This is a genomic window from Streptomyces sp. NPDC006235, from assembly GCF_040613735.1.
In the GTDB taxonomy this organism is placed as follows: Bacteria; Actinomycetota; Actinomycetes; order Streptomycetales; family Streptomycetaceae; genus Streptomyces.
This window is the reverse complement of record NZ_JBEXSR010000028.1, coordinates 16,714-42,860: the sequence shown is the minus strand read 5'-3', so window position 1 is coordinate 42,860 and position 26,147 is coordinate 16,714. Positions and strand designations below refer to the sequence as shown.

Here is a 26,147-nt window from a genome sequence, read left to right as displayed (position 1 = left end):
ACGCCATTGCTTCGCAGACGGCTAGACGCCGGCAGACGGCTGGTTCCCCTGCTCGGACTTCGGCAGGCGCAGGGCCAGGCCGTCCAGGACGACCTCCAGGCCGTAGGCGAATTTCGTGTCGCGCAGGGCGACGGGGTCGGTGGTGGCTTCCTCGACCTCCGTGTGCGGAATGGCCAGGTGGGTGTGGTCGGCCGCGGCCCGCTGAGCCGCGGGCATGAGGCGGGCGATGAAGTCGGCCTCGGTCTCCCCGGACCGGGCGACCGTGGTGAGCCAGGCGGCCTCCGCGTTGCTCATGCCCATGACGTACGAGAAGACGGTCTCGATCGCCCGGCTCGGCTCGGGGAACCCCGCCGCGGTGAACAGGGCCGCGAGGCGCTCGGAGAAGCTCATGTAGTTGGGCCCGAGGTAGGCGAGCCCGGCCTGGCCCAGGACCAGGGTCAGCCAGGGGTGCCGTAGGGCCGTCGTACGGAAGGACTCCGCCGCCGCTGTCACGGCCGCGCGCCAGTCGGGGCTGTCGGCCGGCGGGACGTGGATCTCGGCGGCGACCTCGTCCACCGCGAGTTCCATCAGCTCGTCCTTCGTGGCGACGTGCCGGTACAGCGAGGTCGCGCCGGCGTTCAGGCGGGCGCCGAGCTTGCGCATGCTGAGCGCCTCGATGCCGTCCGCGTCGAGCATCGCGATCGCCTCCCGCACGATCGCGTCCCGGCTCAGCGCGGGCTGGTCGGCGCGGCGCTGCTCGCGGGCCCATACGGACGGGATCGGGTTCTTGTCCGTCGTCTTGCTGCGGCTCATCTGCTCCTCCTGCGGGGACCTGCGGCACCTTCGCGCGAACGGCGTGCGCAATCAGCGTACGGGACTCCAGCATTGCGCACACTGTTCCGTTGTGCGTACAGTGTTCGCACCGAAGGAACGGTGTTCGCAGGAGGGGAAACGGAATGGACGCTCGCAACCCACGGCGCTGGTGGATCCTGATCGTGCTGTGCCTGAGCACGCTCGTGCTGGTCGTCGACAACATGGCGCTCACGGTCGCGGTGCCCGCGCTGACCGAGGACATCGGGGCGAGCGCCCAGGACATGCAGTGGATCCTCGACTCCTACACGCTGGTCTTCGCCGGGCTGCTGCTGACCTCGGGGAGCCTCGGGGACCGGTTCGGGCGCCGGAAGGTGATGCTGATCGGCCTGCTGCTGTTCGGTGCGGCCTCACTGGGGGCGGTGTTCTGTTCCACCCCGGGTGAGCTGATCGCGGTGCGGATCGCGATGGGGGTCGGCGGGGCGCTGATCATGCCGTCGACGCTGTCGATCCTGATCACCGTCTTCGACGAGGACGAGCGGCCCAAGGCGATGGCGGCATGGGGCTCGGTGTCGATGCTGGGTCTGGTCGGCAGCCCGGTCCTCGGCGGTGTGCTGATCGACCACTTCGCCTGGCAGGCGATCTTCCTGATCAACGTGCCGATCGTCGCTCTCGCGCTGCTGGCCGGTGTGCTGCTGATGCCGGAGTCGAAGGCGCCCTGGCACAAGCCGGACCCGCTGGGCGCGGTGCTGTCGGCGGTGGGGATGACGGCCCTGGTCTGGTGGATCATCGAGATCCCGCAGCACGGCGCGTTCGGCGGCCGCTCCCTCCTCGTCCTGGCCGCCGCGGTGGCCGCCCTGGCCGGTTTCGTGGTCTGGGAGAACGTCACACGCTCGCCGATGGTCCCGCTGGTCCTCTTCAAGCACCGCAACTTCAGCGGAGGATCGCTCTCCCTGGCGCTCGTCCAGATCGGCAACGCCGGTCTGCTGCTGGTCCTGACCCAGTACCTCCAGTTCGTGCTCGGCTGGTCCGCGGTCAAGGCGGGCCTGGCCTTCCTGCCGCTGGCGGTGGCCGCGCTGGCCGGCAACGCGGCCGGGGCGCAGTTCGCGGTGAAGGTGGGCAACCGGTTCGTCATCCTCGCCGGGATGCTGCTGATGACCGCCTCCTTCGGGCTGCTGACCACGCTCACCGCCGACAGCGGCTTCACGGTCCCGGCCGTGGCCCTCGGGATCCTGGGCCTGGGAGCCGGTCTGGCGATGCCGGCCGCGGTCGCCGCCCTGATGAGCACCATCCCGGAGGAGAAGGCCGGCGTCGGCTCGGCCCTCAACGACACCATCCAGCAGTCCGGCACCGCCCTCGGCATCGCGATCCTCGGCTCGCTGCTCTCCGGTGGCTACACGGACGAGATGCCGGCCGGTGCTCCCGGGCAGGCCAGGGAGTCCATCGGCGGGGCCCTGGCGGTCTCGGGCGGCGACCCGGGTCTGGTGCGGGCGGCCCGGGAGGCCTTCACGGCCTCGATGTCGACGACCTTCACGATCAGCGCGATCGGTGTCCTGGCCGCAGCCGTCGTGGCCACGGTGGTGATGCGGGACCGCAAGGCCGAGCCCGCTCCGGCCGGGAGCGAGAAGCCCGAGCTGGTCGCCTGACACGGGTCGTGACAAGGGCCGGCGCCCCCTGCGGGGAGCCGGTCTTTCGTCATGCCCCTGTCCCGTGGTTCGCTGCGCCGTCGCCCGGGAATGCCCACCCGGTTTTCTCCGTTAGGGGTGGCAGAAAGTTCAACGCTCAACTAAACTGGGTGTACACGAGGAGGAACCGACATGCCTGCTGTGACCGTCGAGAACCCGTTGACGCTGCCCCGCGTGACCGCGCCGACCGATGCCGTGGCACGTCCCGTGCTCGCTGTCACGACCGCCCCGAGCGGTTTCGAGGGTGAGGGCTTCCCGGTGCGCCGGGCGTTCGCGGGGATCAACTACCGCCATCTCGACCCGTTCATCATGATGGACCAGATGGGCGAGGTGGAGTACGCGCCGGGCGAGCCCAAGGGCACGCCGTGGCACCCGCACCGCGGCTTCGAGACCGTCACGTACATCATCGACGGGATCTTCGACCACCAGGACTCCAACGGCGGTGGCGGCACCATCACCAACGGGGACACCCAGTGGATGACCGCGGGCTCGGGTCTGCTGCACATCGAGGCGCCACCGGAGCATCTCGTCATGTCCGGCGGGCTCTTCCACGGCCTCCAGCTGTGGGTGAACCTCCCGGCCAGGGACAAGATGATGGCCCCGCGCTACCAGGACATCCGCGGCGGCTCGGTCCAGCTGCTCAGCACCCCCGACGGCGGCGCGCTGCTGCGGGTCATCGCCGGTGAGCTGGACGGGCACGCGGGCCCCGGCATCACCCACACCCCGATCACGATGATCCACGCGACCCTCGCCCCGGGTGCGGAGCTCACCCTGCCGTGGCGCGAGGACTTCAACGGCCTGGCGTACGTCCTGGCCGGACGCGGCAGCGTGGGCACGGAGCGGCGCCCGGTCCACATGGGCCAGACCGCCGTCTTCGGCGCCGGTTCCTCGCTGACCGTGCGCGCGGACGAGAAGCAGGACTCCCACACGCCGGACCTGGAGGTCGTCCTGCTCGGCGGGCAGCCGATCCGCGAGCCGATGGCCCACTACGGCCCGTTCGTGATGAACACCAAGGAAGAACTCATGCAGGCCTTCGAGGACTTCCAGAAGGGCCGGCTGGGGACGGTCCCGGCGGTGCACGGCATGACCGCGAGCGGACCGCAGGACTGACGGACTGTCACCCGGGCGGGTCGTCCTGACGGGACGGCCCGCCCCCGGCGTGGTCGGGTGGAGGTGTGCAGGACTCCGACCCAGCCCCTTCCGGTCCCGACCCGTCCGGGCTCAGGCCGCTCCTCCCGGATCCCCTCCGGCGGCTCGCCGCCTGGTGCGCGCTGCTGCTGCTCGTGTCCGGGGTCGTCTACGTCGGGATCCGGCTGTGCGACGAGTTCCGGACCGCCGTCGTGCCCGTGCTGCTCGCGCTGCTCGGGACGGCGCTGCTCGGGCCGCTGCACCGGCGGCTGGTGAAGGCCGGCGTGCAGCGGTCGGTCGCGGCCGGGCTCACCTGTGTCGCCGTCGTCGCCGTGGTCGGCGGGGCCGTGTACATCGTGGTCGCCGCGCTCATCGACACGGGCGACGAGATCGTCGCCTCCCTCAAACAGGCCGCCCGGGGTATCTCCGAGCGCTTCGGGGCGGCCGGGACCTCGCTGGACGACCTGGCCTCCAACGCCCGGGAACTGCTCGGCAAGTTCGGCGGCTCCGCCGCCTCCGGCGTGATCAGCGGGGTCAGCGTGGTCGGCGAGGCCATCGCCATGGCCGTGCTCGCGCTGCTGCTCGTCTTCTTCTTCCTGCGCGACTCCGACAAGGCCGCCGGGACGCTGCGGGCCCTGTCCCCGCGTGACTCGGCCGACACCCTGGAGGCCATGGCCAGGCGGGCCTTCCACGCCGTCGAGGGCTTCATGCGCGGCACCACCTTCATCGCGCTCATCGACGCGCTCTGCATCACCGTCGGACTGCTCGTCCTCGACGTGCCCGGGGCGGCCGGGCTGGGGGCGCTGGTCTTCGTCGGGGCCTACATCCCCTACCTCGGCGCCTTCATCTCGGGAGCCGTGGCCGTGCTGGTCGCGCTCGCCGACCGGGGGTTCGTCATCGCACTGTGGGTGCTCGGCGTGGTGCTCGCGGTGCAGGTGCTGGAAGGGCACGTGCTCCAGCCGTTGATCCAGAGCCGGACCGTGCAGATGCACCCGGCGGTGGTGATGGTGGCGATCACGGCCGGGGCGTCGGTCGCCGGAGTGCTCGGCATGCTGCTCGCCGTACCGCTCACCGCGGCCGCCTTCGGCGTCTTCCAGGAGCTCCGCAGCCGCTACGAGAGCCAGGAGCCGTCGGCGTCCGGGACGTCGTGATCCGCTACGGCGACCAGGAGCCGTCGCCCGAGCCGTCCACTGACTCGTAGAGCTCGAACCAGATGCTCTTGCCCTCGCCGCGCGGATCCACCCCCCAGGCGTGCGCGAGGAGTTCCATCAGCACCAGGCCGCGGCCGGAGGACGCCAGCTCCCCGGGTCTGCGCTTGTGCGGCAGATCGTCGCCGGTGTCGGTGACCTCGATCCGCAGCCGCCGCTCACCCACCTCGCCGGTGATCTCCGCGACGAGCAGCGCGTCGGAGTCGGTGTGCACGAGGACGTTCGTCAGCAGCTCCGACAGCAGCAGCACCGCCGAGTCGAGCTGGTCGGGGGAGGTCCAGTCGTGCAGCAGCTCGCGCAGCTGCTGCCGGGCCACCGCGATCCGCTCCGGCTCGGCCTGCGCGACCGTGAGCATCGTGCGCCGCACGGGGGCCCGCACGAGCACGGTGTCGCCGCAGCCGCACCCTTCGTCCTCCCGGCCCAGCAGCAGCAGCGCGATGTCGTCCTCACGGCGGTCGATCAGCGGGCCGGTGGTGTGGTGCGACGACGGCCCGTGCACGGCCTGCACCAGGGTGTCGGCGAGTTCCTCCAGATCACCCTTGTGGTCCTCCAGGATCTCGCGCAGCCGCCGCCAGCCGGAGTCCAGGTCGTGGCCGCCGGTCTCGATCAGGCCGTCCGTGCAGATCAGCATGGTCTCGCCGGACTCCAGGACGAGCCGGGTCGTGGGGTAGTCGGCGTCCGGGTCGATGCCCAGCGGCAGGCCGCCCGACGTCGGCCGCGTCAGCACCGTGCCGTCGGACATCCGGATCGCCGGGTCCGGATGCCCGGCCCGGGCGATGTCCAGCACGCCGTTCGCCGGATCGACCTCGACGTACACACAGGTCGCGAAGCGCGGGTCGGTGGGGTCCTCGTCGCTGATGCCGTGCAGGAAACGGGAGGCGCGGGAGAGGACGGCGTCGGGGCGGTGCCCCTCGGAGGCGTAGGCGCGCAGGGCGATGCGGAGCTGGCCCATCAGGCCCGCCGCCCGCACGTCATGTCCCTGGACGTCACCGATGACCAGCGCGAACCGTCCGCTCGGCAGCGGGATCACGTCGTACCAGTCGCCGCCGACCTGGAGACCGCCGCCGGTGGGGACGTAGCGGGCGGCGACACTCATGCCCGGGATGCGCTGCGGGCCCAGCCTCGGCAGCATCGTGCGCTGGAGCCCGTCGGTCAGCGCCCGCTCGCTCTCGGCCACGCCCGCCCGGGTCAGCGCCTGGGCCAGCATCCGCGCCACGGTCGCCAGCACGGACCGCTCGTCCGGTGTGAAGGCGACCGGATAGGTGAACGCCGCCATCCACGCGCCCATCGTGCGGCCGGCCACGGTCAGCGGCAGGAACGCCCAGGACCGGCGGCCGAAGCGCTGGGCGAGCGGCCAGGTCAGCGGGTAGCGGGCCTTGTACTGCTCGGGGGAGGACAGGTACACCGCACGGCCGGTGCGCACCACCTCGGCGGCCGGGTAGTCCGTGTCCAGCGCCATGTCGGAGAACGGGCTGTCGTCGCCCTGCTGCTGCCCGTGGTGCCCGATGATCGTCAGCCGGTCGCCCTCCACACCGAACACCGCCAGCCCGTCCGGCGAGAACCCGGGCATCGACAGATTGGCCGTGACCCGCAGGACCTCCTGCGTGGAGCGCGCCTCGGCCAGCGCCCGGCCCGCGTCCAGCAGGAACGCCTCCCGCGAGCGCCGCCAGTCACCGGTGACCGCGCTGCGCCCGGCCGCCGTGCCCGGCGTCGGCTCGGTGACTTCCTGGAGGGTGCCGATCAGCCGGTACGCCTTGCGGGCCCGGTCGAAGGACGGCTTGGAGCGGCTGCGGACGACCCGGACGATACGGCCCTGCTCGTCCATGACCCTGACCCGTACCTCGGCGAGGGTGCCCTCGGCGACGGCGAGCTGGATCACACCGGTGATCTCGTTCCAGTCGACCGGGTGCAGCCGGGCCCGGGCCTGGGCCTCCGTAAGGCTGACCTGCTCGGCGGGCAGCCCGAGCAACCGTGCCGCCTCGGCGTCGACCGTGACCAGCCCGGTGGCGGTGTCCCAGTGCCAGAGGCCGGTCGCGAGGGCTGCGAGAGCCTCCCCCACGGCGGGCAGGGGCTCGCCAGTGCGCATTGACCTACTTTATGAAGACGCGCTCGAACGCTGCCACCGAAGAGTGAAGTGTGCTCGATCGTTAACTGAGGAGAGTCGATCTTCGCCTGGCCGGTACGCTGGGGACCAGTTTCACGTGAAACACAGACCCCGATCAGCGAAGACTGGATGAACGACGATGCATCGGTACAGGTCCCACACCTGCGGCGAGCTCCGCTCCTCTGACGTCGGCACCGACGTCCGGCTGAGTGGCTGGCTGCACAATCGGCGCGACCTGGGCGGCATCCTCTTCATCGATCTGCGCGATCACTACGGCATCACGCAGCTCGTGGCCCGTCCCGGCACCCCCGCCTACGAGGCCCTCGACAAGCTGTCGAAGGAATCGACCGTCCGGGTCGACGGCAAGGTCGTCTCCCGCGGCGCCGAGAACATCAACCCCGACCTGCCGACCGGTGAGATCGAGGTCGAGGTCGGCGAGGTCGAGCTGCTCGGGGCGGCCGCCCCGTTGCCGTTCACGATCAACACCGAGGACGGGGTCAACGAGGAGCGGCGCCTGGAGTACCGCTTCCTGGACCTGCGCCGCGAGCGCATGCACCGCAACATCATGCTGCGCACGGCGGTCATCTCGGCGATCCGCCACAAGATGACGGCCCTCGGCTTCAACGAGATGGCGACGCCGATCCTGTCCGCGACCTCCCCCGAGGGCGCCCGCGACTTCGTCGTCCCGTCCCGCTTGCACCCCGGCAAGTTCTACGCCCTCCCCCAGGCGCCCCAGCAGTTCAAGCAGCTGCTCATGATCTCCGGGTTCGACCGCTACTTCCAGATCGCGCCCTGCTTCCGCGACGAGGACGCGCGCGCCGACCGCTCGCCGGGCGAGTTCTACCAGCTCGACATCGAGATGAGCTTCGTCGAGCAGGAGGACGTCTTCCAGCCCGTCGAGAAGCTGATGACCGAGCTGTTCGAGGAGTTCGGCGGCGGCCGTCACGTCACCTCGCCGTTCCCGCGGATCCCGTTCCGCGAGGCGATGCTGAAGTACGGCTCCGACAAGCCCGACCTGCGCGCCCAGCTCGAACTCGTCGACATCACCGACATCTTCGAGGGCTCGGAGTTCAAGGCCTTCGCCGGCAAGCACGTCCGCGCCCTGCCGGTGCCGGACGTCTCCGCGCAGCCCCGCAAGTTCTTCGACCAGCTCGGCGACTACGCCGTCTCGCAGGGCGCCAAGGGCCTGGCCTGGGTCCGCGTCGCCGAGGACGGTTCGCTGTCGGGCCCGATCGCGAAGTTCCTGACGGAGGACAACGTCGCGGAGCTCACCAAGCGGCTCTCCCTGGCCGCCGGGCACGCGGTCTTCTTCGGCGCGGGCGAGTTCGACGAGGTCTCCAAGATCATGGGCGCGGTGCGGGTGGAAGCCGCCAAGCGTGCCGGGCACTTCGAGGAGAACGTCTTCCGCTTCTGCTGGATCGTCGACTTCCCGATGTACGAGAAGGACGAGGAGACCGGCGCGATCGACTTCTCGCACAACCCGTTCTCCATGCCGCAGGGCGGCCTGGAGGCCCTGGAGACCCAGGACCCGCTGGACATCCTCGGCTGGCAGTACGACATCGTCTGCAACGGCGTCGAGCTCTCCTCCGGCGCGATCCGGAACCACGAGCCGGAGATCATGCTCAAGGCCTTCGAGATCGCCGGGTATGACCGCGAGACCGTCGAGGAGAAGTTCGCCGGCATGCTGCGCGCCTTCCGCTTCGGCGCCCCGCCGCACGGCGGCATCGCCCCGGGCGTCGACCGCATCGTGATGCTGCTCGCCGACGAGCCCAACATCCGCGAGACCATCGCCTTCCCGCTCAACGGCAACGCCCAGGACCTGATGATGGGCGCGCCGACGGAGCTGGAGGAGGCACGGCTGAAGGAGCTGCACCTGTCGGTGCGCAAGCCGCAGCCGAAGTAGGCGTTCTGGAGGGAGTGGCTCGGAACCGGCGTCGGTTCCGGGCCATTTTCGTAACCGGGGCTCTTGCCCAGCTCTTGCTCAGTCCTTACCCAGGCTCCTGACAGACGGGCTCCCTAGCTTCCCTTCTCATGACGGGACAGGAAGCGGCCCAAGGGCCGAAGCACAAAAGGGATCTGACACGCCGCAAGGTCGTTGCCGCGGGCGCCGGCGCGGTGGTGGCGGCGGGCGTCGGCGGTACGTTCGCGGCGGGCGCGTTCGCCGGGGAGGGGACGGAGGCCGCTCCGGTCAAGGCCAGCGGGAGTGCGGGTGAGGTCTGCTACGAGCTGACCTCCGAAACCACCGAAGGCCCCTACTACATCGATGCGGACAAGCTCCGCCGGGACGTCACCGAGGACCAGGAGGGCATCCCGCTCACTCTGCGCCTCAAGGTGATCGACTCCGAGACCTGCAAGCCCCTCGCGAACGCCGCCGTCGACATCTGGCACTGCAACGCGCTGGGGGTCTACTCGGGGTACGAGTCGATGAGCAACGGGGGCGGCGGGGGCGGCACGCCGCCCTCGGGTGCGCCGACAAGTACGCCGACCGGCACGCCCACGGGTGCGCCCCCGGACGGTGGCGGTGGCGGCGGGCACCAGGAGCCCACCGACGACGAGCGTTATCTGCGCGGCACCTGGCGGACGGACAAGCGGGGGCTCGTCGAGTTCCGTACGGTCTTCCCCGGCTGGTACCAGGGCCGCTGCGTGCACATCCACACCAAGGTGCATGTGAACGGCACCTGGACCGACGCCGGTTACGAGGGCGGCACGACCTGCCACACCGGTCAGCTCTTCTTCGACGAGGAGTCCGTGCTGGCCTCCGCCGAGGTCGAGCCGTACTCGACCAACACCACGACCCGCACGACCCTCGACGAGGACACCATCTACCCGGGCAACGGCACCCAGGGCGGGCTGCTGAAGGTCCAGTACAGGAAGAACGCCGTCTCCAAGGGTGTGGTCGCCGGCCTCACCATAGGGGTCGACCCCACGGGCTGACGGACGTCTGACGGACGTGTGTGGGGCGGACGTGTACGGTCGTCCGCCCACATTCACATACATGGACTTCTGCTCAACCCGTTGACCCGGAAGTTAAGCCTCCATAAAGTCCCTTCGGGAACGCGTACGTGACTGCTGTTCATGTATGTGCACGTCGAGGGAGACAACGATGTCAGACGCCGCAACAGCCATACCCGAGGCCGAGCAGCGTGCGGTCGGCAAATTCCTGCGCCGCATGCTTCCGATCCTGGTCCTGATGCTGCTGGTCAACCAGATGGACCGGACGAACGTGGGATTCGTCCAGAACGAACTGCGGGCCGATGTCGGGGTCAGCGCCACGGCCTACGGGCTCGGCGCGGGCCTGTTCTTCATCGGATACGCCCTGTTCGAGGTGCCGAGCAACATGCTCCTGGAGCGGTTCGGGGCCCGGGTCTGGCTGACCAGGATCATGATCACCTGGGGTGCGGTGATCGTGGCGATGTGCTTCATCCACAACGTGTGGATGTTCTACGGCCTGCGCTTCCTGCTCGGTGTCGCGGAGGCCGGCTTCTTCCCCGGTGTGCTCCTCTACTTCACCCAGTGGCTGCCGGACTCCAGCCGGGGCCGGGCCAGTGCGATCTTCCTGGGCGGATCGGCCACGGCGTACATCGTCACCGGCCCGATCACCGGCGCGCTGCTGGAGCTGCACGGGGCGGGCGGTGTCGCGGGCTGGCGGTGGATGTTCGCCCTGGAGGGTGCCTTCTCGATCCTGGTCGGCTTCATCGCCGGGTTCTTCCTCGTCTCCCGGATCCAGGACGCGAAGTGGCTGACGCAGGAGGAGAAGGACGCGCTGACCGAGGCGGTGGCGCGGGACAAGGAGGCCCGTGACCGAGCGCCGTCGGTGTCACGTATGAAGCTGATCTTCCACCCCCAGGTCGCCGTCCTGACCGCGGTCTTCTTCGCGATGGCGCTCACCGGCTACGCGATCACGTTCTGGCTGCCGAGCCTGGTGGAGGAGATCGGCGGACTGTCCTCCTTCCAGATCGGTCTGCTGTCGGCGATCCCCTGGATCTGCGCGGTGATCGCGATGTACACGATGGCCCACTTCACGGACCGCGCCCCCGACCGTCGCCCTTACCTGGCGATCGCCCTGGTCCTCTCGGCCACCGGCACGTTCCTCGCCACGCTCGGTTCGCCCTGGTTCGGCCTGGCCGCCCTCACCCTGGCCGCGGTGGGCGGCAAGTGCGCGGCCACACTGTTCTGGCCGATGGCCCAGTCGGGCCTCGACCTGAAGATCGCCGCGCCGGGCCTGGCACTGGTCAACTCCATCGGAAACCTGGGCGGTTTCGTGTCCCCGACCCTCTTCGGCTACCTCAAGGACACGACGGGCAGCACGAACGGGGGTCTGTACACGCTGTCGGCGGCGTCGATCCTGGCGGTGGTGGGCGTAGCGTTCGTACGGCACACCCACAGGGGGCCGCAGGCGGGCGCCGGGGATCGTGCGGCGGTGACGGGGAAGACGGCCGTGAGCTGACCCGAGCCGACTCCGGACCGGGGCCCGCTCCTTGTCATGGGAGCGGGCCCCGGCCTCGTCGGGAGGTCATCACTCCTCGGCGAACAGATCCTCCACCGCCGTGGCCGTCAGGGAGCGGTCGAACCAGAGGGTGAGGGTGTCGAGGTCGGTGCAGGAGGTGATGCGGTCGCGGGTGGCCTCGGGGACGGGGATGCCGCGCTTCTTCAGCACGCTCAGGATGGACTCGGCCTCGCTTTCGCTGTGCACGATGGCCGAGAACGTGGCCATCGCCGGTTCCCGGGCACATGCGCGCAAGCGAGGACCATCAGGGGGCGGCGTACTCGGCGAACGAGGTTGCGTGCACTCTTTCGAGAGCGGCAAAAGCGTTCCCCTCTTGGAGTGCTGCTACCTCGCCACGAACTGGGTCAGGATCGCCTGGACCTCGTAGATGTCGACACCCTTGGTGAAGGTCTTCTCGATGGGGGCCGGGGTGCCGGAGATCCAGATCTTGAGTTCGGCGTCCAGGTCGAAGGTGCCGGCCGTTTCCACCGCGAAGTGGGTGATGCTGCGGTACGGGACCGAGTGGTACTCGACCTTCTTGCCGGTGATGCCCTGCTTGTCGATCAGGATCAGGCGGCGGTCGGTGAAGAGGATGGTGTCGCGGATGAGGAGGAACGCGGCGTGGACCTGTTCGCCGTGGCCGAGGAGGCGGGCGTAGTCGTGCTGGGCCGATGCCGGGTCGATGGTGTGTGCGTTGCCGAACAGTGCCATGGGAGTCCCCCGGTGTGATGGCGGCCGGGTGGCCGGTCTCCCGCGATCTTCGCAAAGCACGGGCCCCGGGAGAAGGTTCTCGTTCTCCCGGACCCGTGCTGTAGCGAGCGTGTTACGACGGTTACGCCGTCGGCTTTTCCTCCAGGCGCGGGAAGAGGACCGCGCCCTTCGTGACCGTCGTGCCGGCCGGGAGCCTGCCCCACTCGCCGGCCTCGCCGATCTTCTGGTCCGCGAGGGCGCCGAGGGAGGCCTCCGCGCCGAGCGAGTCCCAGAGCTTCTGGGAGGTGTCCGGCATGACCGGGTTCAACAGGACCGCCACCGCGCGGAGGGACTCCGCGGCCGTGTAGAGGATCGTGGCGAGGCGGGCCTTGCCCTCGTCGGAGGTGTCTTTCGCGACCTTCCAGGGCTCTTGCTCGGTGATGTAGCCGTTGACCTGCTTGACGAAGTCGAAGACCGCCAGGATGCCGCCCTGGAAGTCCAGCTCCTCGCCGATCCGGCGGTCCGCCTCCGCGACGGCCTTCGCCAGGCCCTCGTGGATCGCCTGCTCCGCCTCGCCGCCGGCCGCCGACGCCGGCAGCTCGCCGCCGAAGTACTTGCCGACCATCGCCGCGACGCGGGACGCGAGGTTGCCGTAGTCGTTCGCCAGCTCGCTGGTGTAGCGGGCGGAGAAGTCCTCCCAGGAGAAGGAGCCGTCCTGGCCGAAGGCGATCGCGCGCAGGAAGTACCAGCGGTACGCGTCCACGCCGAAGTGCGAGGTCAGGTCCTGCGGCTTGATGCCGGTCAGGTTCGACTTCGACATCTTCTCGCCGCCGACCATCAGCCAGCCGTTGGCCGCGATCTTGCCGGGGAGGGGAAGGCCCTGAGCCATCAGCATCGCGGGCCAGATCACCGCGTGGAAGCGGAGGATGTCCTTGCCGACGAGGTGGACGTCGGCCGGGAAGGTCTCCTCGAACTTGGCCTGGTTCTCGTTGTAGCCGACCGCCGTGGCGTAGTTCAGCAGGGCGTCGACCCACACGTAGATCACGTGCTTGTCGTCCCACGGGACCGGGACGCCCCAGTCGAAGGTCGAGCGGGAGATGGAGAGGTCCTGCAGGCCCTGGCGTACGAAGTTCACGACCTCGTTGCGCGCGGACTCGGGCTGGATGAAGCCGGGGTTGGCCTCGTAGTGGGCGAGGAGCTTCTCCCCGTACTCGCTCAGCTTGAAGAAGTAGTTCTCCTCGCTGAGGATCTCGACCGGCTTCTTGTGGATGGGGCAGAGCTTCTGTCCTGCGAAGTCGCCCTCGCCGTCGAGGAGCTCACCCGGGAGCTTGTACTCCTCGCAGCCGACGCAGTACGGGCCCTCGTAGCCGCCCTTGTAGATCTCGCCCTTGTCGTACAGGTCCTGGACGAACTCCTGGACGCGGTCCGTGTGCCGCTGCTGCGTGGTGCGGATGAAGTCGTCGTTCGCGATCTCCAGGTGCTCCCAGAGAGGCTTCCACGCTTCGGTGACGAGTTTGTCGGCCCACGCCTGGGGGGTGACCCCGTTGGCCTCGGCCGTGCGCATGATCTTCTGACCGTGCTCGTCCGTGCCGGTGAGGTACCACACCTTCTCGCCGCGCTGGCGGTGCCAGCGGGTGAGCACGTCGCCTGCGACGGTCGTATAGGCGTGGCCCAGGTGAGGAGCGTCGTTGACGTAGTAGATGGGGGTCGAGACGTAGTACGCCTTCGCCCCCTGCTTCTCGGATCCAGTGGCCGCCATGGTCGAAATCCTACTGGTCCGCTGAAGATCGACTCACACGTGTTTCGGGGGGTGGACAGGGGGCTCTGTGCCTCTGTCCACCCCCCGGGGGGTTGTGCGGGTGGGTGCTACGGGCGCCAGTTCGCCAGTACGCCCTCGTAGAGCTCCTTGTCCGTGAGCTCGCGGGGGGTTTCGCCGGCGAGGAAGTGGGACGTGTTGGGGGTCTTGAGCTTGCGGAGGTAGTCGAAGGCCTTGTTCTCCGGGTCGCCGAAGGCGACGAAGGAGAAGAAGACGGTGGGGTGCGTCTTGGCGGCCTCGGTGAGGGACTGGGTGGCGGGGGTCTTGGCGTCGGGGGCGCCGTCCGTCTGGAAGATCACCAGGGCGGGAGTGCCGGGAGTGCCGGGGGTGGCTTGCTTGTCGTGGTGGGCGAGGACGGCTTCGACGGCTGCGTGGTAGCTGGTGCGGCCCATGCGGCCGAGGCCCGCGTGCAGGTCGTCGATCTTGTTCTCGTGGTCGGTGAGGGTGATTTCGCCGGTGCCGTCGAGTTCGGTGGAGAAGAAGATGACCGGGACGGTGGCCTCGGGGTCGAGGTGGGCGGCGAGGGCGAGGGTCTGCTCGGCGAGGGCCTGGGCTGAGCCGTCCTTGTAGTACGGGCGCATGGAGGCGGAGCGGTCGAGGACGAGGTAGACCTTGGCTCGGGTGCCGGTGAGGTTGTGCTGCTTGAGGGTGGTGGTGGCGGCCTTGTAGGCGGTGGTGAGGCCTGGGGCGCGGGTCTTGAGGTGGGTGAGGGGGACGGCGGGGGTGGTGACGTCCGGCTCGGCCTCGCCTTCGGCTTCGGCCGTGTCGTTCCCACCCGCACCACCCGTGCTGCTTTCGTTGTCGGGTGCGGGTGGCCCCTGTGGGGCGGAATCGCCGTCGGCGGCTGCGGGAGCTTCCACGGCCTCGGCCGCAGGCTGTGCCTCGGCCGCAGGCTGTGCCTTGGCCGCAGGCTTCGTCTTGGTAGCAGGCTTCGCCTCGGCTTGCGGCTTCGTCTTGGCCGTGCGCTTTGCCTTGGCCGGTGCGTCCGTCTCGGCGGGCGGCTCGGTCTCGGCGGGCGCCTCCGTCTCGGCCGGCGCGTCGGCATCGGCCGTCGGCTCCGCCTCCGGCTTTGTCTCGGCCTCCGGCTTTGCCTTGGCCGGTGCGTCCGCTTCGGCCTTTGGCTCCGCCTTCGCCTTGGCCGTCGGCTTTGCCTTCGCCGGGACGTCCGGCTGTGCCTTCGCCGGGACGTCCGGCTTGGCCGTCGGGGCTGTCTCCGCCGTCGGGGTCAGCTCGGTCGGCGTGTCTGCCTTTGTCGGCGGCTTGCCGTCGGAGGTCGCCTCGGGCTTGGTGTCGGGCGCCGACTTGGGAGCGGGCTCCGGAGCGGGCGTCGCCTGGGGGGCTGCCGTTGGCTCTGACTCGGCCGTGGGGTCGGCTTCAGCCGTGGGCTTGCTCTCGGCAGTCGGCTCGGAGTCGGGCTTCGGAACCGCGGGCGTCTCGGGCCGTGCCTCGGGCTCGGCGTCCGGCTTCGGGTCGGTGGCCGACGGCTGTGAAGGTGCGCTGGCCTCGGCCGCTGCCGCCGGCTCCGCCTGTGCCTGGGTCTCCGAGGCGCCCTCGGGCGCTTCCGATGCCGTCGGCTCCTCGGTGACCGGCTTCTCCGCCGTGGCCTCTTCCGTCGCCGTCGGCTCCTCGACCGCCGACTCGGCATCAGCCTCCGCCTCTGCCTCCGGCTCCTTGGCCACCGCCGCAGGCTTCTCCGCGACCGCCGGCTCCTCTACAACCTGCGGCTTCTCCGCCGCCGGCTTCTCAACAGCCCCCGGCTCTTCCGCAACCGCCGGCTCCGCAACAGCCCCCTCTTCCCCGTCCCCAGACCGCGCGGGCCTGGGGACCGACACGCGGTCGAAGGCCAAGGAGACGAGGTCGTGTTCGTCTCGGGGTTCGGGGACGCCTGCCGTCGGGCCGGGCGTGGGTTCCGGGGAGGGGGACGGGACCTTCGGGTCCGTCGCGGGGGGCGTCGGGGTTTCGGGCGTCGTCGTGGTCTGCGCCGCACCCTCCGCCTCGGCGGTCCGTGACTTGCGTGACCGTCCGAACGCGTTCCGCAAGAGAGTGAGAATGCCCATGTGCGCGCAACCCTTCGCGTGAGTTGAAGCCCGTCAATCCCTGGCCAGGACGGACACGTAAGGTTAGCGGCCCTCCTGGGTGATCTTGGGCAGGGTCGGGAGTGGGCGGTACGCGCTGTCAAGAGGGACATCCGGCCTGCGAAGGTGTCGCCGTGCTGAATCGCCGTAACTGCCGTAAGGGTGCCGCAGGTTCACCCGCTGTTCACCCGGGCGCCCGGCTGCCGCACATATGTGCCCCTACGGTCACGCTGACACCAAGGGCATCCAAGGAGAGAGCAAAGTGCGCAAGCTGCTGCCGTTGATCGGAACGCCGTCCGGATCACACCCTGGCGGCCGGTCCGCCCTGACCTGTCGTTTCCGGTGTGGTGACGCCTGCTTCCACGAGGTGCCCAACACCAGCTCCAACGAGTACGTCGGAGATGTCATCGCCGGTGCGCTCAGCCGGCGGTCGATGATGCGGGCCGCGGCCGTGGTGACCGTGGCCGCGGCGGGCGCGGGGGCCGTGGGTGTCGCGCAGGCTCCGCAGGCCGGCGCCGCTGCGGCCGACGCGAGCGCGGCCGGTGCCGCCGCCGAGGGCGCCCGGCGGAAGAGCAAGGGCGCGCGCGGGCTGCGGTTCGCGCCCGTCGCGCCCAACACCGCCGACGCCGTGACCGTGCCGGAGGGGTACCGGCAGAACGTCGTCATCCGCTGGGGCGAGCCCATCCTGCGCGGTGCGCCCGCCTTCGATCCGGAGAAGCAGACCGCCAAGGCCCAGGCCGGGCAGTTCGGGTACAACTGCGACTTTCTCGCGCTGCTTCCGCTGCCCGGTGAGCGTGGCCGGCAGCTGCTCGTCGCCAATCATGAGTACACCGACGAGGTGCTCATGTTCCGGGGGTACGACGCCGCCGATCCGACCCGGGAGCAGGTGGAGATCGCCTGGGCCGCGCACGGGCTGTCCGCCGTTGTCGTCGAGGGGGACCGGAAGACCGGGAAGCTGACCGCCGTTCCGCGGCACCAGCTCAACCGGCGCGTCACCGCCACCACCGAGTTCCGGCTCACCGGGCCCGTCGCCGGGTCCGACCTCGTGAAGACCTCCGCCGACCCGAGCGGCACGAAGGTGCTCGGCACCCTCAACAACTGCTCGGGCGGCGTGACGCCGTGGGGCACGACCCTGCACGGCGAGGAGAACTTCAACCAGTACTTCGCCAACAGCAGCCGGGCGACCGACAAGCGGTACGGCATCGGGACCGGGGCCAGCGAGCGCAAGTGGGAGCGGTTCGACAAGCGGTTCGACGTCGCCCGGGAGCCGAACGAGGTGCATCGGTTCGGGTACGTGGTGGAGTTCGATCCGTACGACCCGAGTTCAACGCCGCGCAAGCACACCGCTCTCGGGCGGTTCAAGCACGAGGCCGCGAACATCAGGATGACGGCGGACGGGCGGCCCGTCGTGTACACGGGTGACGACGAGCGGTTCGACTACTTCTACAAGTTCGTCGGCAGCAAGCGGATGCGGCACGGCAGCAGCCGGGCCGTGCGTGAGCACAACCTGTCGCTTCTCGACGAGGGGACGCTGTACGTCGCCAAGCTCACCGGCGACTCCCCCGCCCTCGAGATCGACGGCACGGGCAAGCTGCCCGGTGACGGCGAGTTCGACGGGAGCGGCGAGTGGATTCCGCTGGCCACCGCCACGGCCGACGGTGCGGTCTCGCACGTGGAGGGGATGAGCGCCGAGGAGGTGTTCGTCTTCACCCGTCTCGCCGGTGACAAGGTGGGCGCCACGAAGATGGACCGGCCCGAGGACATCGAGCCCAACCCCGTCACCGGCAAGGTGTACGTCGCCCTGACGAACAACTCCAACCGTGGTGTCGGCTCCAACGCCAAGGCGGACGAGGCCAATCCGCGCAACGCCAACAAGCACGGGCACGTCCTGGAGCTCACCGAGCGGTGGAACCGGCCCGAGAGCACGAGGTTCGCGTGGTCGCTGTTCCTCGTCGCGGGTGACCCGGACGACCCGGCGACCTACTTCGCCGGGTTCCCGAAGGACGGCGTCAGCCCGATCTCCTGCCCGGACAACGTCGCCTTCGACCCCTACGGCAACCTGTGGATCTCCACCGACGGCGCCCAGCTCGGCTCGCACGACGGCCTGTTCGGCGTGGCGACCCGGGGTGAGCGGCGCGGTGAGCTGAAGCAGTTCCTGACCGTGCCGAAGGGTGCCGAGACCTGCGGTCCGATCATCCAGGACCGGCGGGTCCTGGTCGCCGTGCAGCACCCGGGCGAGATCGACGGCGCGTCCGTGGAGAAGCCGGCCAGCACCTGGCCCGACGGGCCCGGGACGTACGTCCGGCCGGCGGTCGTGGCCGTGTGGCGTGCGGACGGCTGCGACATCGGCGTCTGACCGAGCCACGACAGCAGCAGGTAGGGGACGCCCGACGGGCGCCCTCTACCTGCCTTTGTGCAGCGTCAGGTCCGTCACCACCGCCCGGTGGTCCGTGTCGGCCAGGTCCAGGACGCGCGTGCGGTCGGCCGCGAAGTCCTTCGACACCAGGACGTGGTCGATCTGCGTGCCGAACGTCGGCGCGGTCCGGGCCGGCCAGGTGGCCGTGCGGTCGGCGTCGTCCAGGCGGGCGGCATCGCTCAGGCCGGTGTCGAGGATGCGGCGGAAGGCGGCGTGGTCCTGGGAGGCGTTGAAGTCGCCGGCCAGGACGAGGGGCGTGCCGGGGTCGGCGGCGGCCGCGTCGCGCAGGGCGTCCAGCTCCGCGCGCCACAGGTCCAGCTGGCCGGGCAGCGGGGGCATCGGGTGGGCGAGCTGGAGGCGTACGGGATGGCCGTCGACGTCGGCGACCGCCCCGGGCATGCCCATGGTGCCGGGGACGCCGTCGGTGGGCCGCAGCGGGAAGCGGCTGAGGATGACGGAGCCCTCGGAGCCGCCGCCCTCGACGGCCCGGCGGTGCGGATAGTCCTGCGCCAGCTCTTCCTTCAGGCGCGCGTCGCACGTGTACTCGCATTCCTGTACGAAGACGAGGTCCGGTTTCTCGCGGCGGACAGAGGCGACCAGAGGTCCCGTGCCCTGCCCGAACTCGACGTTCGAGGTCAGCACGCGCAGGTCGGCGACCGGGCGGCCGGCGGGGTCGCCGACCTTGCCGTACGGCTCGATGAACCAGGCCAGCAGGCCGAGCAGGAGGACGCCCCAGACCGTCCCGAGCCACCACCGGGACAGCAGGGCGAGCAGCAGTGCCAGGCCGGTGGGGGCGAGCAGCCAGGGGAGGAAGGCGAGGAGCTGCGGGACGGGCGTGATGCCGTCGCTGTCGGCGGTCCGGAAGCCGACGGCCACGCTGACCCCGGCGAACAGCAGGGCGGCGCACCAGGCGCCGGCCCGGCGTCGGGGCGGACGCCGGCCCGGCCCGTCGGTGGCGGTCCACTCGGCAGCGGCGGTGTCCAAGGCCCGGCCTTCCGTTCGCGGGGTGGGATGCCCGCATCCTCCCTCAAGGATGCCCGCATCCTCCCTCAGAGACGGGGTGGGGCGGGGGAAGGTTGCCGGGCGTCGACGCGGGCCAGGAAGTTCCCGAGTGCCTGGTCGAACTCCGCGGGGCGTTCGAGGTTCGGCATGTGGGCCGCGCCCTCGATCACGTGCAGGGACGCGTCCGGGAGGGCCGCGTGCAGGGCGCGGGCGTCGGAGACGGGGGTGTAGGTGTCGTCGGCTCCGACGACGACCAGCGCCGGGACACCGACCTGGGTCAGCAGGGCGGTGTAGTCGGGGCGCCGGGCGCGGGCGCGCAGGGCCGCGGCGGCGCCCTCGGGCGAGGTGGCCGTCATCATGCGGTGGACGTGGGCCTTGACCTCGGCGGGGGCGCGGGGGGCGACCATCCGCTCCAGGACCTCGTCGGCGTAGCCGCGCATGCCTTCCCGCAGGAGGCGGTCCGCCATGGCGTCGCGGGTGCGGACGCCCTCCGGGGTCTCCGCCGCCGGGAAGGTGTCCGCGAGGACGAGGCCGCGGATGCGGCCGGGGAACTGCCGGTAGCAGTCCATCGCGATCTGCCCGCCCATGGACAGCCCGGCGAGGACGAAGGACTCCACGCCCAGCTCGTCCAGCAGGGCCTCGAGGTCCCGGGCGAACTGCGCGAAGTCCGTCAGGGCCGGGGCGGTCGGGGATGCGCCGTAGCCGCGCAGGTCGGGGGCGATGACGCGGCGGGCCGTGGAGAAGGTGCTCAGCTGCGGGGCCCACATCGTGCGGTCGAAGGGGTGGCCGTGGACGAGAACCAGGGGGACCAGGGGGACAAGGGGCTGCCGAGGAGATGCGGGGCCTTTGTCCTCGTATGCGAGGAAGGGTGCCATGGGACGACCCTAGGCAGCTCCAACTGCTCGGTGCAATAAGATCTTTGCTCTCGGTGCAATCCAAGGGGGAGACCGATGGGGGAGACCGATGGGGAGACCGATGGGTGACTACCGCCGTATCGCGGACAGGATCGCCGACGACATCGCCAGCGGGCGGCTGAAGCCCGGTCAGCGCCTGCCGCCGCAGCGGGCCTTCGCCCGGCGCCGGGGGATCGCCTCGTCGACGGCCGGGCGGGTGTACGGCGAACTCGTACGGCGCGGGCTGGTCGTCGGCGAGGTGGGGCGCGGCACCTTCGTACGGGCCGCGCCGGACGGGCCGGCGGGGCGGGCGCTCGCCGAGCCCGGCCCGGGCGACGCCCCGGTCAACCTGGAGCTCAACTACCCGACCGCGCCCGGCCAGCCGGAGCTCCTCGCCCCCGTCCTCGCGCCGCTGCTGCGCCCCGACGTGCTGGCCGAGGCGCTGCTGCCGGCCGCCGCCACCGGTACCGAGTCCGCCCGGGAGGCCGTGGCCACGCTCCTCGCCACGCCCGGCTGGCGCCCCGCCCCGGACCGGCTGCTGTTCACCGGCAACGCGCGGCAGGCCATCGCCGCCGCGCTGGCCTCCCTGGTCCGGCCGGGCGGCCGGGTCGGCGTGGAGCAGCTGACGTATCCGCTGGTCAAGGAGATCGCGGCCCGGCTCGGCATCTCCCTGGTCCCGCTGGCCGGTGACGCGGCCGGGCTGCTGCCGGAGGCCGTCGCCGCCGCGCACCGTTCGGCGCCGCTGTCCGCCCTGTACGTGCAGCCGACGCTGCACAACCCGACGTCCCTGACGACGAGCCGCCCTCGCCTGCTGCAGCTCGCCCGGCTGGTCCACGACCTGGACCTGCCGGTGGTGGAGGACCGCATCTGGTCCTTCCTGCGCGAGCCGGGGGATCCGCTGGCCGCTCACGCGCCCGCCCTCACGCATGTCGTCGACGGTCTCTCCAAGCGGGTCGCGCCGGGGCTCACCGCCGGTTTCCTCGTCGTGCCGCCGCACCGGGTCGGGGCCGTGGCCGAGGCCGTGCGGTCGGGTGGGTGGAGTGCGGGGCGGTTCGCGCTGGAGGCGGCCGTGCGGTGGGCCGGGGAGGGGATCGTGACGCGGTTGGTGGCGGCCAAGCGGGCGGACGCGGCGCGCAGGCAGCGGATCCTCGCCGAGGAACTCGCGGGCTTCGCCGTACGGTCCGAGCCGGGCGCCTACTTCGCCTGGTGGGAGCTGCCCGCCCCGTGGCGCGCGGACACCTTCACGGCGGCCGCCGCCGCGCACGGCATCGCCGTCACGCCCGGCCCCGCCTTCGCCGTCGCCCCCGGCCACACGCCCGACGCGGTCAGGCTCGGGCTCGGGTCGGTTCCGGAGCCGGTTCTGCGGCGGGCGCTGCGGACGCTCGCGCACGTCGCCGCGCGGCGAGCCGGGGACCGTAGCGGCCCGTGAGCCACGAGCCGAGCGCCACGCTCAGGCCGAAGGCGAGCAGCAGCCAGGACATCGTCGACAGGGTGGCCGTCAGGGCGTCGTAGACCGCGCCGGCGGCCGGGCGGTGGCGCGTGTCGGGCAGGTCGGCGAGGGTGAGGCGGCGGCCGATCGCGACGGCCAGGAGGAGCAGTCCGCCGCCCAGGGCCGTGCCGAGGCCGAGCGCGGTGACCGCGCGGCGGCGGCACGCGGCGAGGGCAGTCCCGGCCACGGCGCACACGGCGGCGGCGAGCGGCAGCCAGAAGGCGGCGGTGTCCAGCACGTGGTATCCCCTGCGGAGTCGGTCCGCGTCGTCGGCCGGGAGCACCGGGACCCGGGTGTGCCGGACCGGGATGCGGTGGGCGAACGGCACGTGGTCGGCGGTGAGCCGGTGTTTGACCCGGGCGACGACCGGCGCGACGTCGACGGTGACGGCGGAGGTCCGGGTGGCGTCGTCGCGCAGGGCGCGCAGCACGGCGTCGTGGACGGCCCGGTTCGCCGCGTCCCACCCCGTGTGGAACGCCTCGGTGCGGGTGAAGGAGCGGGCCGCGTCATGCACGAAGGAGCTGATCGTGCCGCGCGGCAGACCGGTGTCGAACTCGCGCCCGGCCTCCCGCATGATGCCGTCCCCGAGGGCGTCCGCGACCGCGCGCCGCACGTCCGGGTCGGCGGCGAGCGGCGCCATCGTACGGACGTAGCGGCCGGTGTCGGTCAGCCCGTGCGCCGCCCAGGAGGCGAGCGTCGCGAACGGCACGAGCAGGCACGCGAGGGCCAGCAGAACGGCCGACAGGGCGTTCCGTGGTCTCAGGGGCGCCTGCTCCGGCACGCGCGCCCGGTCTCGCTCGGACACGCTTCCAGGCAAGGGCCCACGGGCCCGGCGCGCGACCGGCGTGACGGCAATCGGCCCCGCATGGCCATCCGAACGGGTCGTGCTGGTGCCCGGTCAGGTACCGGGTCAGTCGATACGCCGCCCGGCGGCGTCCTCGTGTGTGTAGTAGCGGTAGAACATCGTCACGAAGACGCCCGCTCCGACCACCACCCCCATCCCGGTGGACTTCAGCACGGACCCGCCGGTCTGGCTGTAGAGGAAGCCGATCGCGCAGCCGGTGAAGGCGAACCAGAGCAGCGCGTGCGCTTCGCGCCGCAGCCGCGGGGCGATCTCCCACACGGCGGCGAACAGCACGGCGAACACGAGCGCGGTGACGAAGCCGAACAGCAGGTTCCAGCCGGTGATGGGCCCGGCGTCGCGCCGGTTGGCCGCGGCCCAGTAGCCGTAGACGAGCCCGAGGACGACGGGCACCGCGACCTTCGCCATCGCGTGGGTGCGCGGGCTGAAGAGGTCGGGTGTACGGCGTCGCCTGGCCACCTTGCGTGAGGCGGGTGCCGCATGAGCCATGAGAGCACTCCTCTCTCCCTGCCCCTGCCTCCCAGAGCACACCGCCGGGAACGGGCTGGCAAGTCGGCGGACGCGACGCGCTGCCCGGACTGGACGCGGCGCGTGCGGCCCCGTGCTTCGCCGGGGCCGTGAGGCGCCACCCGGAGAGCACGGCCGGCTCGACCCCGCACCGCCGGTCCGGCCCGCCTCGCCGCCTCGTGCGGGACGGCACGCGTGGCAAGTCGGCGGACGCGATGCGCTGCCCGGACCGGACGCGGTGCGGGCGGCCCCGTGCTTCGCCGGGGCGTGAGGCGCCACCTGGGCACCGCGGTCCGGCTCGGCCGGTACTGCCGGGACGGCGTGCGGTGGCAGGAGCGGGTGTGGGGCCGCGGCGTGGCCCGGGCCGCTGCCGGTGCTCGTCGCCGGCGTGGTGGGCGGCCACGACACCACTGGCGACGTCCGGCCCGGGACGGCGCCGGGGCGTTCCGCCGGCTCGCGGAGGAGGTGACGTGACCGTGCTCGCCGGTGACCCCCACCGTCGCCGAGGAGGGGGCGAAGCCCCCGAAGGCGGACGTTTGCGGTGCTGGGGCCCCCCTTTGCAGCCGCAGCGGTTACGGTGCTGACGTACGTGATCGACAGGGGGAGGGACGAGATGCCCGGAACCGTGCTGCTGCTGGCGGCCTCGCCGGTGGGCAAGGGGCGCCTGGTCGACGCCGCGTCCGTGCTTCCCGTCCTGGCCGCCGTACCGCCCGGCGTGCTGGCCGGCACGGACACCGCGAACGTCGTCGAACTCGCCGACCCGCTGGAGCCGCAGGCCGTCCTCACCCGGCTGCGCGCCGCCGCGGCGGCCCCCGGCCCGCTGACCGTGTACGTCACCGGCCAGCTGCAGCTCGACCGCCGCCAGCGCCTGCCCCACCTGGCGCTGGCCCGCACCACCGCGTCCACCGCCCGCTACACCGCCTTCCCCTGGCACTGGTTCCGGGACGAACTGCGCCTCAGGCCGGCCGGCGCGACGACCCTCCTGCTCGACCTGCACGCGGACGGCGAGACCTGGGAGCTGCTGCGCGGCACCCCGCTGGACTCGGGCCGCGGCAACGCCGTGCACGGCCGCATCGCGCCCCCGCCGTCCAGACGCACGGTCGCGGCACCGGCGTACATGAAGGCCGTCGCGACGATCCTGCGCAGCGGGTTCCGGCCGCCGCTGGAGCAGTTGCACCAGCAGGCGCTGGCCCGGATCGCGCCGGAGAGCGCGGGCACGGACCTCGTGCTGAGCACCCCGGGGCCTGCGGCCGGTGACCCGCACGCCGCCATCACCGCCGCCGTCCAGTCCGGCCGCCACGCGGACGCCGACGCGCTCGCCGCCCGGCACGAGCAGGCGGCCGTCGCCGTGCACGGGCCCGCCTCCGAAGAGGCCTTGCACTGGGCCGAGGTCCGGGCCGACCTGGCGATGTTCGCCGGGGACGCGGGCCGCAGCTGCCACACCTGGCTGACGGTGGCCACCGTCCGCCTGAACGCCGGTCAGGCGCCGGACGCGCCCGCCGTCGAGGCCGCCGTCGACCGGGCCCACCACCAGTGGGGCCAGATCCGCGACGCCGTCCGCGCCCGCGAACTGGGCGCGGCCCTCGCCGAGTTGCGCGGCCGGGTCCCCGGGCGCCGCGAGGGGGCGCTCGATCATGTGCAGCGCCAGCTACGGCAGTTGCAGACCCCGGCCTGAACACGCGTGCGCCGTGTGCGCCTGGCGTGAAGGGGGCGTGTCATCGCTTGCCCAGGTCGCGTCACAGGTCTGCCGCCGAGGCCTGACCCGGTGTCATGACGTCGGGATGGCAGAGGGGGACGAAGTGGCTGTCTTGGGCGTGCGCGTCCGGCTGGGCGCCGGCGGGACCGTGGACGATGTCAGAGCCCTGCCGAGGGCCCCTCGGCGTCGCCCGGCGGCGGCGAGAACACCGCGCGCCTGGTCCCCGACCGGGATGGCCGACGGCACCAGCTACTCCCGCGACATCCTGCTCCCGGCCCTGCGCGAGGCGGTACACCGCCCCCGCACTCCGCTCTACGGAGCGGTGACCCACACCATCACCACCGAACTCGACGCCCTGTACGGCCCGCCGAAAGGGCCGGGCGGAAGCCGGCCGGGTGACGCGGAGGTCGCGAAAAGCCTTGACGAGGCGTTGAGAGAGATTTTGTCCGGTCGAATATCCTCCCGGTGATGTTCACATTTCCTCCATTGCTTACGTGTTCCCCCGTGGGTAGCGTCGTTTTCGCACTGACCATGCAATTCGCAAATCGGGGAAACGGGGATGGACTTCGTGAGCATACGAAGCAAGGGAATTTCTGCTGTCATCACCTTCGCCATGACCGGCGCGCTGTGTGGTGCCGGAGCGCAGGCGGCACAGGCGGCACCGGCGCAGCCGGAAGTCCGTGCCGGCGCGGACGAGATCTGCGCGGTCCTGGGGATCGGCAGTGGCGCGGCGGGCCTCACCAAGGCGCTGGCCAAGGGCGCTTCGGTGGTGGGGATCGGCGCCAGCGTCGGCTGTTACGCGTACACGAAGGCGAAGGAGGCCACGCCCGCGGAGAGGCGGGCCGCCATGATCGCCTCCTACAAGAAGTACCAGGCCATGAGCGACATCGAGAAGCTCGATGCGCTCGGCTACTACTGCCGCAAGAAGGACAGCGGCGGTGGCGGCGGCACGGATGTCGCCCCCGCCGACCCGACCGTGAAGGCGGGGTACCGCGACATCAGGATGAAGGGCGTGACGTACAAGTGCACGGCTACCGGGGACTGACCGGCCGTCGTGGCCCGGGCTATGGAGAACGCCTGCTGTTCTCCATGGCGCTGGTCGGGGTGAGCCTGTTGTGGATCACGCAGGACATGGCCGCGTGGGCGACGGCGGTCTGTGCGGTCGGCGCCGCCGGTGGAGCCGTCGGGGTGTGTTATTTCGGCTGGCGTTATATGCGCTCCCGCGAGAATTCGCAGTAGCTTAATTCGGTGGGTGAATCGGCCCGCTGCATCAACTCACCGAATTCACCCACCGAATTCAC

21 protein-coding genes are annotated in these 26,147 nt (G+C 71.3%); 11 read left to right on the top strand and 10 right to left on the bottom strand.

Annotated elements, in window-relative coordinates:
* Positions 1-21: 21 nt before the first annotated feature.
* Positions 22-792: a TetR/AcrR family transcriptional regulator C-terminal domain-containing protein gene (locus tag ABZ192_RS27895; protein ID WP_356927222.1), complete on the bottom strand. Its 771-nt coding sequence runs from the start codon at positions 790-792 to the stop codon at positions 22-24.
* Positions 793-935: 143 nt separating this feature from the next.
* Between ABZ192_RS27895 and ABZ192_RS27890 the strand changes: the two genes are divergently transcribed.
* The 3 genes from ABZ192_RS27890 to ABZ192_RS27880 all read left to right on the top strand — a co-directional run bounded on the left by ABZ192_RS27890 (position 936) and on the right by ABZ192_RS27880 (position 4,753).
* Positions 936-2,435: an MFS transporter gene (locus ABZ192_RS27890; protein WP_356927221.1), complete on the top strand. Its 1,500-nt coding sequence runs from the start codon at positions 936-938 to the stop codon at positions 2,433-2,435.
* 171 nt (positions 2,436-2,606) lie between these two features.
* Positions 2,607-3,584, top strand: coding sequence for a pirin family protein (locus tag ABZ192_RS27885; protein WP_356927220.1), 978 nt, complete (start codon positions 2,607-2,609; stop codon positions 3,582-3,584).
* Positions 3,585-3,649: 65 nt separating this feature from the next.
* Positions 3,650-4,753, top strand: a complete 1,104-nt coding sequence (locus tag ABZ192_RS27880) for an AI-2E family transporter (RefSeq protein ID WP_356927219.1) — start codon at positions 3,650-3,652, stop codon at positions 4,751-4,753.
* Positions 4,754-4,757: 4 nt separating this feature from the next.
* Here ABZ192_RS27880 and ABZ192_RS27875 read toward each other — a convergent pair whose 3' ends face one another.
* Positions 4,758-6,896, bottom strand: a complete 2,139-nt coding sequence (locus ABZ192_RS27875) for a SpoIIE family protein phosphatase (RefSeq protein ID WP_356927218.1) — start codon at positions 6,894-6,896, stop codon at positions 4,758-4,760.
* 157 nt (positions 6,897-7,053) lie between these two features.
* On the opposite strand from ABZ192_RS27875, the gene aspS reads away from it, so the two are divergent.
* From aspS to ABZ192_RS27860, 3 genes are all read left to right on the top strand, one after another.
* The gene (aspS, locus tag ABZ192_RS27870) at positions 7,054-8,817 is read left to right on the top strand and encodes an aspartate--tRNA ligase (RefSeq protein ID WP_356927217.1); all 1,764 of its coding nucleotides are present in this window, start codon (positions 7,054-7,056) and stop codon (positions 8,815-8,817) included.
* A 128-nt stretch (positions 8,818-8,945) separates the two neighbouring features.
* On the top strand, positions 8,946-9,848 hold the full coding sequence (locus ABZ192_RS27865) for an intradiol ring-cleavage dioxygenase (RefSeq protein ID WP_356927216.1): 903 nt from the start codon (positions 8,946-8,948) through the stop codon (positions 9,846-9,848).
* 169 nt (positions 9,849-10,017) lie between these two features.
* The gene (locus ABZ192_RS27860) at positions 10,018-11,361 is read left to right on the top strand and encodes an MFS transporter (RefSeq protein ID WP_356927215.1); all 1,344 of its coding nucleotides are present in this window, start codon (positions 10,018-10,020) and stop codon (positions 11,359-11,361) included.
* A 69-nt stretch (positions 11,362-11,430) separates the two neighbouring features.
* Here ABZ192_RS27860 and ABZ192_RS27855 read toward each other — a convergent pair whose 3' ends face one another.
* The 4 genes from ABZ192_RS27855 to ABZ192_RS27840 all read right to left on the bottom strand — a co-directional run bounded on the left by ABZ192_RS27855 (position 11,431) and on the right by ABZ192_RS27840 (position 15,963).
* Complete coding sequence (locus ABZ192_RS27855) at positions 11,431-11,628, bottom strand: hypothetical protein (protein WP_356927214.1); 198 nt, start codon at positions 11,626-11,628, stop codon at positions 11,431-11,433.
* A gap of 117 nt (positions 11,629-11,745) precedes the next feature.
* Positions 11,746-12,111 (bottom strand): PH domain-containing protein, encoded by a 366-nt coding sequence (locus tag ABZ192_RS27850; protein WP_356927213.1) that lies wholly within the window; start codon positions 12,109-12,111, stop codon positions 11,746-11,748.
* 121 nt (positions 12,112-12,232) lie between these two features.
* Entirely contained in the window at positions 12,233-13,849 is a 1,617-nt protein-coding gene (gene metG / locus ABZ192_RS27845; RefSeq protein WP_356927212.1) for a methionine--tRNA ligase, read from the bottom strand.
* Between the two features lie 107 nt (positions 13,850-13,956).
* A complete protein-coding gene (locus tag ABZ192_RS27840) occupies positions 13,957-15,963 on the bottom strand; it encodes a VWA domain-containing protein (RefSeq protein WP_356927211.1) in 2,007 nt (668 codons plus the stop codon).
* A gap of 280 nt (positions 15,964-16,243) precedes the next feature.
* Between ABZ192_RS27840 and ABZ192_RS27835 the strand changes: the two genes are divergently transcribed.
* Positions 16,244-18,337 (top strand): PhoX family protein, encoded by a 2,094-nt coding sequence (locus ABZ192_RS27835; protein ID WP_356927210.1) that lies wholly within the window; start codon positions 16,244-16,246, stop codon positions 18,335-18,337.
* 45 nt (positions 18,338-18,382) lie between these two features.
* Here the strand turns inward: ABZ192_RS27835 and ABZ192_RS27830 are convergent, their stop codons facing one another.
* Both ABZ192_RS27830 and ABZ192_RS27825 read right to left on the bottom strand, forming a co-directional pair.
* Positions 18,383-19,381 (bottom strand): endonuclease/exonuclease/phosphatase family protein, encoded by a 999-nt coding sequence (locus tag ABZ192_RS27830; protein ID WP_356927209.1) that lies wholly within the window; start codon positions 19,379-19,381, stop codon positions 18,383-18,385.
* A gap of 65 nt (positions 19,382-19,446) precedes the next feature.
* On the bottom strand, positions 19,447-20,274 hold the full coding sequence (locus tag ABZ192_RS27825; protein WP_356927208.1) for an alpha/beta hydrolase: 828 nt from the start codon (positions 20,272-20,274) through the stop codon (positions 19,447-19,449).
* Between the two features lie 100 nt (positions 20,275-20,374).
* Here ABZ192_RS27825 and ABZ192_RS27820 point away from each other — a divergent pair, with 100 nt between their 5' ends.
* Positions 20,375-21,721 carry a PLP-dependent aminotransferase family protein gene (locus ABZ192_RS27820; protein ID WP_356927207.1) on the top strand — a complete coding sequence of 449 codons (1,347 nt, stop codon included), beginning with the start codon at positions 20,375-20,377 and terminating at the stop codon, positions 21,719-21,721.
* On the opposite strand, the gene ABZ192_RS27815 is transcribed toward ABZ192_RS27820, so the two are convergent.
* Both ABZ192_RS27815 and ABZ192_RS27810 read right to left on the bottom strand, forming a co-directional pair.
* Entirely contained in the window at positions 21,618-22,586 is a 969-nt protein-coding gene (locus ABZ192_RS27815; protein ID WP_356927206.1) for a hypothetical protein, read from the bottom strand. The two genes, ABZ192_RS27820 and ABZ192_RS27815, sit on opposite strands and share 104 nt — an antisense overlap.
* A 105-nt stretch (positions 22,587-22,691) precedes the next feature.
* Positions 22,692-23,132: a hypothetical protein gene (locus tag ABZ192_RS27810; RefSeq protein WP_356927205.1), complete on the bottom strand. Its 441-nt coding sequence runs from the start codon at positions 23,130-23,132 to the stop codon at positions 22,692-22,694.
* Between the two features lie 631 nt (positions 23,133-23,763).
* Between ABZ192_RS27810 and ABZ192_RS27805 the strand changes: the two genes are divergently transcribed.
* From ABZ192_RS27805 to ABZ192_RS27795, 3 genes are all read left to right on the top strand, one after another.
* On the top strand, positions 23,764-24,825 hold the full coding sequence (locus ABZ192_RS27805; protein ID WP_356927204.1) for a hypothetical protein: 1,062 nt from the start codon (positions 23,764-23,766) through the stop codon (positions 24,823-24,825).
* Between the two features lie 253 nt (positions 24,826-25,078).
* Positions 25,079-25,315: a hypothetical protein gene (locus ABZ192_RS27800; protein WP_356927203.1), complete on the top strand. Its 237-nt coding sequence runs from the start codon at positions 25,079-25,081 to the stop codon at positions 25,313-25,315.
* A gap of 90 nt (positions 25,316-25,405) precedes the next feature.
* Positions 25,406-25,891, top strand: coding sequence for a hypothetical protein (locus tag ABZ192_RS27795; RefSeq protein WP_356927202.1), 486 nt, complete (start codon positions 25,406-25,408; stop codon positions 25,889-25,891).
* Positions 25,892-26,147: the final 256 nt, after the last annotated feature.